Source organism: Halalkalibacter sp. HAAS-P013 (assembly GCF_056619925.1).
Genome location: NZ_JBWQTU010000046.1, coordinates 1 through 1,696, shown reverse-complemented (window position 1 = coordinate 1,696; position 1,696 = coordinate 1). Strand labels below are relative to the sequence as shown.

General features: G+C 44.9%; 1 protein-coding gene. It reads left to right on the top strand.

Annotation, left to right across the window (positions count from 1 at the left end; genetic code table 11):
• Positions 1 to 1,696, top strand: a 1,696-nt coding sequence (nirB, locus tag AC1FXP_RS23320) for a nitrite reductase large subunit NirB (RefSeq protein WP_480064311.1), incomplete at both ends; no start/stop codon positions are given.

Sequence of the window (1,696 nt, the reverse complement as noted above, 5' to 3'; positions counted from 1 at the left end):
ATACAGAGAAACAAGTCGTCGTGAGCCAAAACGGGGTAGAACGTTCCTATGATAAATTGATTTTTGCAACGGGATCCAATCCGTTTATGCTTCCATTGCCTGGTGCGGATAAAGAAGGAGTTATTGCGTTCCGTAACATTAAAGACTGTGAAACAATGATCGATACGTCGAAAAAATACAAACGCGCGACGGTCATTGGTGGGGGGCTACTTGGACTTGAGGCGGCTCGTGGTCTATTAAACTTAGATATGGAAGTAGATGTGATCCATATTGCTGATTACTTAATGGAGCGCCAGCTGGATAGTCAAGCAGGGAAGATGCTAAAAGAAGAGCTCGAAGCGCAAGGCATGACATTCCACTTACAGAAAAACACAAAAGAAATCGAAGGGAAAAAACGCGTAGAAAGCATTTCCTTCACTGATGGAACGAGATTTAAAACAGACTTAGTCGTCATGGCTGTAGGGATTAAGCCAAACATTTCATTAGCACAAGGCGCAGGCTTAACAACAGAACGAGCGATTGTGGTTGATGATTTCATGCAAACAAGTGCACCAAACGTGTACGCAGTTGGGGAATGTGCACAGCACAGAGGAATAGCTTACGGTCTCGTTGCTCCTCTTTATGAACAAGGGAAAGTGTTAGCGGCTCATATTTGTTCAGAGGATCAGACGCTTGAGCACGGATACGAAGGTTCACTTGTTTATACGCAATTAAAAGTATCTGGTGTGAATGTATTCTCTGCGGGAGAGTTCCAAGATGCAGAAGACACAAAAGCGATTCGTGTACATGATGAATTCGAAGGCATTTACAAGAAAGTTGTTGTGAGAGATAACAAAGTGATTGGTGCGGTGTTATTCGGAGATACATCTGACTCAACAAGACTCCTTTCAATGATGCGGAATGAGGATGACATTTCAGGAATGAGCAAGGTGGCGCTCCTTCCATCTGAAAGCGGCGAAGCGCCAGTCAGCCCGGTTGTAGCGATGGCAGATGGCGATAATGTGTGTGACTGTAACGGGATTTCAAAAGGGGAGATCTGTTCAGCCATCACCGATCAAGGCTTAACAACGGTTGAGCAAGTGAAGCAATGTACGACTGCAGGCCGCTCTTGTGGTGGATGTAAGCCTCTTATTGCTGACTTGTTAACATTGACAACAGGTGAGGACGTAGGGAACGCCCCAGAACCAATGTGTGGCTGTACGGAATACACACATGAAGAAGTGGTCGCTGAAATCCGTGAGCTTGGTCTTACGCACCCACGCGAAGTGATGAATGTATTAGGATGGGAATCAGACGAAGGCTGTTCGAAATGTCGTCCAGCAATTAACTACTACTTGAAAATGGTCGACCCAATTAAAAATGCAGATGACCCGACATCGCGTTTCATAAATGAGCGTGTCCATGCAAACATCAATCATAATGGAACGTTTACAGTTGTACCAAGAATGTATGGTGGGGTAACCAATGCTGATCAGCTTCGCAAAATTGCCGATGTCGCGGATAAATACAAGGTCCCTCTTTTGAAAGTAACAGGAGGACAACGAATTGACTTATTTGGAGTCGAAAAAGAAGACTTACCGAAAGTATGGAGCGACCTTGGAATGAGATCCGGTTCTGCTTATGCAAAAGCACTTCGTACGGTCAAAACATGTGTTGGAGAGCAGTTCTGCCGCTTTGGAACACAAGATTCCATTGG